The 7,722-nt window shown below is 64.8% G+C and carries 8 protein-coding genes; 6 read left to right on the top strand and 2 right to left on the bottom strand.

Going from position 1 to position 7,722, the window contains the following annotated elements; all coding sequences use genetic code 11:
• Positions 1-83 precede the first annotated feature (83 nt).
• The 5 genes from V3572_RS01495 (at position 84) to nadB (ending at position 5,650) form a co-directional block, all read left to right on the top strand.
• Positions 84-812, top strand: a complete 729-nt coding sequence (locus V3572_RS01495) for a 16S rRNA (uracil(1498)-N(3))-methyltransferase (protein WP_332109202.1) — start codon at positions 84-86, stop codon at positions 810-812.
• 2 nt (positions 813-814) lie between these two features.
• Positions 815-2,023, top strand: a complete 1,209-nt coding sequence (locus tag V3572_RS01490; RefSeq protein WP_442877347.1) for a replication-associated recombination protein A — start codon at positions 815-817, stop codon at positions 2,021-2,023.
• Between the two features lie 110 nt (positions 2,024-2,133).
• Complete coding sequence (gene nadC / locus V3572_RS01485; protein WP_332109200.1) at positions 2,134-3,027, top strand: carboxylating nicotinate-nucleotide diphosphorylase; 894 nt, start codon at positions 2,134-2,136, stop codon at positions 3,025-3,027.
• The gene (gene nadA, locus V3572_RS01480) at positions 3,024-4,070 is read left to right on the top strand and encodes a quinolinate synthase NadA (RefSeq protein WP_332109199.1); all 1,047 of its coding nucleotides are present in this window, start codon (positions 3,024-3,026) and stop codon (positions 4,068-4,070) included. Before nadC ends, nadA begins: the two co-directional genes overlap by 4 nt.
• Positions 4,067-5,650, top strand: coding sequence for an L-aspartate oxidase (gene nadB / locus V3572_RS01475; protein ID WP_332109198.1), 1,584 nt, complete (start codon positions 4,067-4,069; stop codon positions 5,648-5,650). The genes nadA and nadB overlap by 4 nt, the downstream gene beginning before the upstream one ends.
• A gap of 114 nt (positions 5,651-5,764) precedes the next feature.
• Here the strand turns inward: nadB and V3572_RS01470 are convergent, their stop codons facing one another.
• The gene (locus tag V3572_RS01470; protein ID WP_332109197.1) at positions 5,765-6,415 is read right to left on the bottom strand and encodes a tetratricopeptide repeat protein; all 651 of its coding nucleotides are present in this window, start codon (positions 6,413-6,415) and stop codon (positions 5,765-5,767) included.
• Positions 6,412-6,783 (bottom strand): PilZ domain-containing protein, encoded by a 372-nt coding sequence (locus V3572_RS01465; RefSeq protein ID WP_332109196.1) that lies wholly within the window; start codon positions 6,781-6,783, stop codon positions 6,412-6,414. Before V3572_RS01465 ends, V3572_RS01470 begins: the two co-directional genes overlap by 4 nt.
• Before the next feature lie 428 nt (positions 6,784-7,211).
• Between V3572_RS01465 and V3572_RS01460 the strand changes: the two genes are divergently transcribed.
• A partial coding sequence (locus V3572_RS01460; RefSeq protein ID WP_332109195.1) for a DUF2092 domain-containing protein occupies positions 7,212-7,722 on the top strand: 511 nt, incomplete at its 3' end.

Raw genomic sequence — 7,722 nt, 5'->3', positions numbered from 1 at the left:
TGGACCCCCCTTCGAAAATTTTGACAGGGGCGCGGGAGCATTTTTCTCCGTTCGCTCGCAACCCGACACAAAAACGAGGCATTATGGCCCCTCTGGATTCCTTTTTTCTGGAGCCGGAAGGCTGGCGGGAGCCGTATCTGCTGACCGGCGGCGAGGCCGCGCATCTGGTCCGGGTGCTGCGCAAGAAGCCGGGGGAAACCGTGCGCCTGTTCGACGGCCTGGGTCGGGAGGGCGAGTTTCGCATCGCTGACGCGAAAAAAGATAAAGTTACACTTGAGGTCTTGGGCGTGGGCAGGGAACCGGAACCGGAAATCCAGGTCTGGCTGGCCGTGGGATTCGCCAAGTCGGCCAGGCGCGGCGCTCTCCTGGAAAAGGCCGTGGAGCTCGGGGCCGCCGGGATCGTCTTCTGGCAGGCGGCGCGCAGCCAGGGCGTCATGCCCGAGGCGGTCAAAAAGACCTGGCGCGACCAAATGATCGCGGCGGCCAAGCAGTGCGGCGCGGCCCGGCTGCCCGGGATACGCTGCATTTCCGGCGGGGCGGCCGGGGTGGCGGCCCTGGGTTCGGATTTCGACCGCCGCTTCGTCCTGTGGGAAGAGGCCGACCCGGACGCCCGGCCTGCGGCCCGGGACATGACCGATCCCGGCCGGGTGCTGGCGGTGATCGGCCCCGAAGGGGGGCTGGCCGGGGACGAGGTGCGGACCTTTCAGGACGCCGGTTTTGAGCCCGTCAGCCTGGGCAGGCGGATATTGCGCGTTGAGACGGCGGCCATGGCCGTGTTGTCCCTATCCCTTTTGCGCCCCTTAGGGAGATGACCATGTCCGACAAGACCCCCCTGGCCGAGCGCATCCGCCCCTCCACCCTGGACGACTTCGTGGGCCAGGGGCATCTGCTGTCCCGGGCCAAGACCCTGCTTCAGTCAAAGCGCCTGCCGAGCCTTCTGCTCTACGGCCCGCCCGGGTGCGGCAAATCCACCCTGGCCATGGTCCTGGCCAAATCAAAGGGCCTGCCCTTTTTGCGGGTCAGCGCCCCCGAGGCGGGCCTTGCGGCCCTGCGCTCCCAACTGCCCGGCCACGACATCCTCATCCTCGACGAGTTGCACCGCTTCTCCAAGGCCCAGCAGGATTTTTTCCTGCCCCTCCTGGAATCCGGCGAGATCGTGCTTCTGGCCACCACCACGGAAAATCCGTCCTTTTCCGTGACCCGGCAGCTTTTGTCCCGAATGCATGTGTTGCGGCTTCGCCCCCTGTCGCACGCCGAGCTCATGCGCATCGCCGAACGCGGGGCCGGGGCCCTGTCCCTGGAGCTGGCCAGGGAAAGCCTGGAGCTCATGGCCAACATGGCCATGGGCGACGGCCGCACCCTGCTCAACCTCCTGGAATACACGGCCGAGCTGACCCCCGAGAACCAGACCCCGGAGAACCTGCGCACGGCCCTGCCCGAGGCGCTCATGCGCGGCGACCGGGACGGCGACGCCCACTACGAACTGGCCTCGGCCTTCATCAAGTCCATCCGGGGCAGCGACCCCGACGCGGCCCTGTACTACCTGGCCTGCATGCTCGAAGGCGGCGAAGACCCGCGATTCATCTGCCGCCGCCTGATCCTGTCGGCCTCCGAGGACGTGGGCCTGGCCGAACCCATGGCCCTGCCCATGGCCGTGTCCTGCGCCGAGGCCATCGACCGGGTGGGCATGCCCGAGGGGTTCATCCCCCTGGCCGAGGCCACTGTGTTTTTGGCCCTGTCCCCCAAGAGCAACTCCACCTATGCGGCCTATCTGGCCGCCAAAAAGGAGCTTGGCATCTCCGGGGCCAAGCCCGTCCCCCTGCATCTGCGCAACGCCGCCACCTCCCTGCAAAAGCAGTGGGGCTTCGGCCAGGGCTACAAATATCCCCATTCCTATCCCGACGCCTGGGTGGATCAGGACTATCTGCCCGACGAACTGCGCGGCCGCCGCTTCTATCAGGCCAAGGACCAGGGCATGGAGCCACGTCTGGCGGCCAAGCTTTCACGCTTGAGAAAAAAGTAACCTCCCTTGCCCTTCCCGCCAGAAGGGTTTACCCCGCCCCAATACGCCGCAGCACGGCAATCCCGCCGTGGAGGTCACAGGCCGTCGCCCCGTAGGACTTGGGAACCGCCATGAGCCTTGCCGCTTTCGACGACTTTTTTTCCGGCCACGCCCGCCGGTATCTTCTGGCCGCCATCGAACTGGCCCTGTCCGAGGACGGCCCGGACCTGACCTCCCTGGCGGTTTTTTCCCCCTCCGACGTCCTGCGCGCCCGCATTGTGGCCAAGGAGGACACCCTTGTGGTCGGCCTGCCCATCGTCCCCCTGGTGCTCTCCGCCCTGGGGGCCCTGGCCGCCTGCGACCTGGATTTCCCCGTGGACGAAGGCGCCCGCGCGGCCAAAGGCACGGTGGTCTGCCGCCTGACGGGACCGGCCGTGGCCGTGCTCAAGTCCGAGCGGGTCATGCTCAACTTCATAAGCCACCTCTCGGGCATCGCCAACCTGACCGCACGCTACGTCGCGGCCCTGTCCGGCACGAACGCCCGCCTTCTGGACACCCGCAAGACGCTGCCCGGCCTCCGGTATCCTGAAAAATACGCGGTCGCCATGGGTGGCGGCGTCAACCACCGCAAAAATCTGGCCGACATGCTCATGCTCAAGGACAACCACATCGACCGGGCCGGGGGCATCCCCCAGGCCATGGCCGCCTTGCGTAAAGCATACGAAAACGACATGGAAATGATGCCGCCGGTGGAGATCGAGTGTCGCAGCCTGGAGGAAGTGACCCAGGCCGTGGCCGAAAATCCCGCCCGGATCATGTTCGACAACATGGACCCGCCCACCATGCGCCGGGCCAAGGCCCTGGTTCCGCCGGGAATCGAGACCGAAGCCAGCGGCGGCGTGGACCTGGATTCCATCGCGGCCGTGGCCGCATCGGGCACGGACTTCGTGTCCGTGGGCCGCATCACCCACTCCGCCCCCGCAGCGGATTTCAGCATGCAACTCGAGAGCATCCCCAGAGAATGAACACCACCATTTCCTCCGTCATCGACCGGCGCCGTCGCCGTCTGGGCGACCGGCTGGCCATCCTGGCCCACCACTACCAGAATGACGACATCGTCCGCCACGCCGACCATGTCGGCGATTCGCTGGAGCTGTCGCGTAAGATCGCCGACCTCTCCGCCGAATACATCGTGTTCTGCGGGGTGTTTTTCATGGCCGAAACCGCCGCCATCCTGGCCGCACCGGGACAAAAGGTGCTCATCCCCGACGCCTCGGCCTCCTGCGTCATGTCCGACATGGCCCCGGCCGGGCTGGTGGCGGCCGTCAGCCGGAATCTGCGCTCCACGGGGCGCACGGTGGTTCCCCTGACCTATGTCAATTCCTCGGCCCGGGTCAAAGCCGTGTGCGGCCGTCTGGGCGGCTCGGTGTGCACCTCGGCCAACGCCGACACCATGCTCGCCTGGGCGCTTGGGCAAGGCCAGGGGGTGCTCTTTCTGCCCGACCGCATGCTTGGGGCCAACACCTGCGACCGGTTGGGCATCCCCCCGGAAAAACGGCGCATCCTTGACATCCGCCGTCACGGGGCGTTGATTGATCCCCAGGCCGCTGCGGCGGCCGACGTGCTCCTGTGGCCCGGGCGGTGCGTCATCCACGACAAATTCACCGCTGAACGCATCCGGGCCGTGCGGCTGGCGCATCCCGGGGCCTTGGTGGCCGTGCATCCAGAATGCCCGCCCGAGACCGTGGCCGCGGCCGATGCCGCCGGAAGCACGTCGTTTCTGATCCGTTATGTGGAAAACGCGCCGAAAGGGGCCACGATCTTTATCGGCACGGAAGAGAATCTGGTTTTGCGGCTGGCTCAACAGCACGCCGGGGAAAAGACCATCCTGCCGCTTCGGACCAGCCGGTGTTCGAACATGGCCAAAATCACTGAGGAAAAACTCGCGGCACAACTGGCCGACATCGAATCGCAACAGCCGGTGACCGTTCCAGACGACGTTCGCGAACCGGCCAAGACGGCTGTGACCCGCATGCTCGACGTCTGCGCCAAACGGATGAACCCATGAGTTATTACCGTATCCGCACCCAGGCCCTGGTGGTGGGCTCCGGACTGGCCGGCTGCACGGCCGCCCTGACCCTGGCCGACAGCGGCCTGGACGTACTGCTTTTGACCTCGGGCGACACGCTCGACGACGGCAACAGCACCCTGGCCCAGGGCGGCATCGTCTACCAGGGCCAGGACGATCCCCCAAAGCTCCTCGAACGCGACATCCTGACCTGCGGCTGGGGGCACAACTCCCAGCGCGCCGTCTCATTCCTGGCCCGAAAAGGCCCCCCGGTGGTCAAGGAAATGCTCATTGACCGCCTGCACATCCCGTTTAACCGCAAATCGACCAACAACGGCTTCCACCTGACCAAGGAAGGCGGCCACAGCGTGGCCCGCATCATCCACACCGCCGACCAGACCGGCAAGGCCATCATGGACGGGATGATCGAGGCCGTCACCGCCAACCCCAAGATCACCGTGCTCACCCGGCGCACGGCCGTGGATCTCCTGACCACCCAGCACCACGCGGGACTCCTGGAATACAAATACCAACTGGTGAACCAATGCCTGGGGGCCTACGTCTACGACGAGACGGCGGGCGTGGTGGAGACCATCCTGGCCGATTTCACGGTCCTGGCCACGGGCGGCGTGGGGCGCGTCTTTTTGCACACCACCAATTCCCGGGCCTGCATCGGCTCGGCCCTGGCCATGGCCTACCGGGCCGGGGTGCGGACCATGAACCTGGAATACATCCAGTTCCACCCCACCACCCTCATGCACCGGGCCGATCGACGGTTTCTCATCACCGAGGCCCTGCGCGGCGAGGGGGCCAAGCTGGTCAACCTCAAGGGCGAGCCGTTCATGAAGCGCTACGACCCCCGGGCGGACTTGGCCCCGCGCGACATCGTCACCCGGGCCATCCTGGAGGAGATGCTGCGCACGGACGAGGACTGCGTGTATCTGGACGCGGCCCACCACGTCAAAAACCTGCCCGAATACTTCCCCACCATCTATGAGAAGTGCAAATCCATCGGCATCGACATCACCACCCAGCCCATCCCCGTGGTTCCGGCGGCGCATTATTTCTGCGGCGGCATTCTCACCGACGTGCATGGCCGCACCAGCATGGAGCGTCTCTACGCCGCCGGGGAATGCGCCTGCACGGGCCTGCATGGGGCCAACCGCATGGCCAGCACCTCGCTTCTGGAATGTCTGTTGTGGGGACATAGCGCGGGACACGACATCGGCCGCCGCTGCGCCAAGAACATGGCCATGGGCCGCAAGCTGGCCGACTGCATCCCGGACTGGGTGGGCGCGGGCCAGAACAAAAACGAGGATCCGGCCCTGATCTCCCAGGACTGGACCACCATCCGCAACACCATGTGGAACTATGTCGGCATCAACCGTTCCGCGTCACGGCTCATGCGGGCCTTCGAGGATCTGCGGGACTTAAACAAGCATCTGCACGATTTCTACCGCGAGACCCCCCTGAGCAAACCCATCATCGATCTCTTCCACGGCTGCCAGGCGGCCTACCTCATCACCCTGTCGGCCATGCGCAACAAGAAATCCCTGGGCTGCCACTACCGCGTGGACTGATCCCACGACGGGCGACGCCTGGGAATCATCCCGCCCGCGCACAAAAAACGGCCACCGGAAACGGTGGCCGCAGCATTTTCACGGCACGCCCCATTACGCCGCCGCCCGCCCACGTCAATCCAGGGGAGTCTTGACCTCGGGATCCAGACTCTTGGCCTGGGAAAAATCGGCCCTGGCCTTGGTCTCCTCGCCCATCGCGAACCAGACCCGGCCCCGGTTGTTCACGAATTCCGCATCGGCGGGCAAAAGCTTCACGGCCATGTTGTAGTTGGCCAGGGCGCTTTCCAGGTTGCCCTTGGCGAACCAGGCCGAGCCCCGGTTGTTGTAGGCGGCGGCGTCGGCGGCGTCGAGATCGATGGCCCGGGTGTAGTCAGCGATGGCCTCGTCGTAACGCCCCGTGCCGAAAAGCAGATTGCCGCGATTGAAACGGATCACGGCCTGATCCGGGGCCAGGGCCAGGGCCTTGTCATAGTCCTTGAGGGCGTCGGCCAGCTTCCCCATGGCGGCCAGGGCATTGCCCCGGGCGGCAAAGAGCAGCCCCTTGGACACGCCGCCAAGCCCGGCGTCGTTCACGGCCCGGCCGTAGCCTGCCACCGCCTGCTCCAAATCGCCCTGCTCTTCGGCGGCCATGGCCTGCTTGGCGTCGTCAAACCCGGCCGCGCGGCCGTCGGCCGCCAAAAAGACGACAAGGGCCAGGGCCGAGAACGCGCCCATACGCCATCCCCGCACCAGGCGGGCCGGGAACGCGCGCCGAGGTTCGGTCATTCCGGATCATCCTTTTTGGTGAAGGCTGGTATTTCCAGTTCCTGGTCGATGCGGTCGGCATCGTCTGAGGAATAGCGAACGATGTTGCGTAGATGGTAGAAGGCGGTTTCGTCCATGCTCTCAAAATCGATGGCCGTTCCGGCCTCCACGCTGCGCACGATGCGCGCGGCGATGCGGAAGCGGATCTCTTTGGTCAAAACAAACAGCACGACGCAATCGGCCCCTGGCGTCAACTTGGGGTCGAAGCTTAACAGCACGCCCTTCATGCTGATGTTTTGGGTATGTACGAGTATTTTTTCGTCGCCAAGGATCACGTAGGCTTCGAATTCCGCCTCAACCCTGCTGCGACGTCGCTTGTTGTCGTCCATGGGATCTCCTCGCGGGGTTGGCAAAGTGGCGGCCCCTGCGGCCAATGCGCTGCAAAACGCCGCACGGGCGCCGGTCGCGGCGCATCCGGGCCGACGGCCATGTCGGCAATCCGGGCTCAAAACACAAAGAAACGCGAAGCCCGGCCGGTTGTCAACCGCAGGGGCGCCATGGAGGTAAGAAATCTTCTGGATGCCCGCGGAACCGTCGCCAGGCAAAATGGGCCGCCATATGCAGGGCGCCCGGGAGAAATCCGATGTTCTCCGGACTGATACAGCGGCCAGACCGCGCAAGCCGTGTTGACTTCGGAGATCATCCCATCTAGCGTTCAGATGGAATCAGACGTGTCCCCATGTACGGGAAGGGTACCCCCCTGGGGATTTTGCAAGACCACCGGAACACACCTCGCTTATTTCATCTGGAGGAGAACATGCGCAACTTTTTTCGAACCTGCCTCTCGCTTTCCGCCGTCTTCATGCTCCTTGCCCTGCCTCTCCCTGCCCAGGCCGCCCGGAAGGCTCCCGCCGCAAAGGTGATCGATCCCCAAGCCCTGGCCATCTATGAGCAAGCCTGCTTGTATATGGCCGGATTCAAAGGATACGCCTTCAAGGCCGACATCCTCGTGGACCTCGTCTATGATGGAGCGGCAAAGATACAGTTGGCGCGAACCATGGACGTCACGGTGCAACGTCCTAACGCCTTCAAGATCGAGACCACCGGCGACGACGTCTCCGCCACCTCTGTTTATGATGGAAAGACCTTCACCCTGGCCTTAAACGACAGGAGCCTCTACAATCAACTGCCTGTCACGTTGGACAACGACGCCCTGGTCGATCTGCTGAGCGAAAAATACAGCCTCGACTCGCCCCTGGGCGACATGCTTCGCAACGAGTCCTGCGCCAATGTGGAATATCTCTCCCTGTCCTCCCTGGGCATGGGCT

Origin of the sequence: Desulfolutivibrio sp. (assembly GCF_036584575.1) — a bacterium.
Lineage (GTDB): Bacteria > Desulfobacterota > Desulfovibrionia > Desulfovibrionales > Desulfovibrionaceae > Desulfolutivibrio.
Note: the sequence above shows the minus strand (reverse complement) of the source record. Positions and strands in the feature narration are given on the sequence as shown.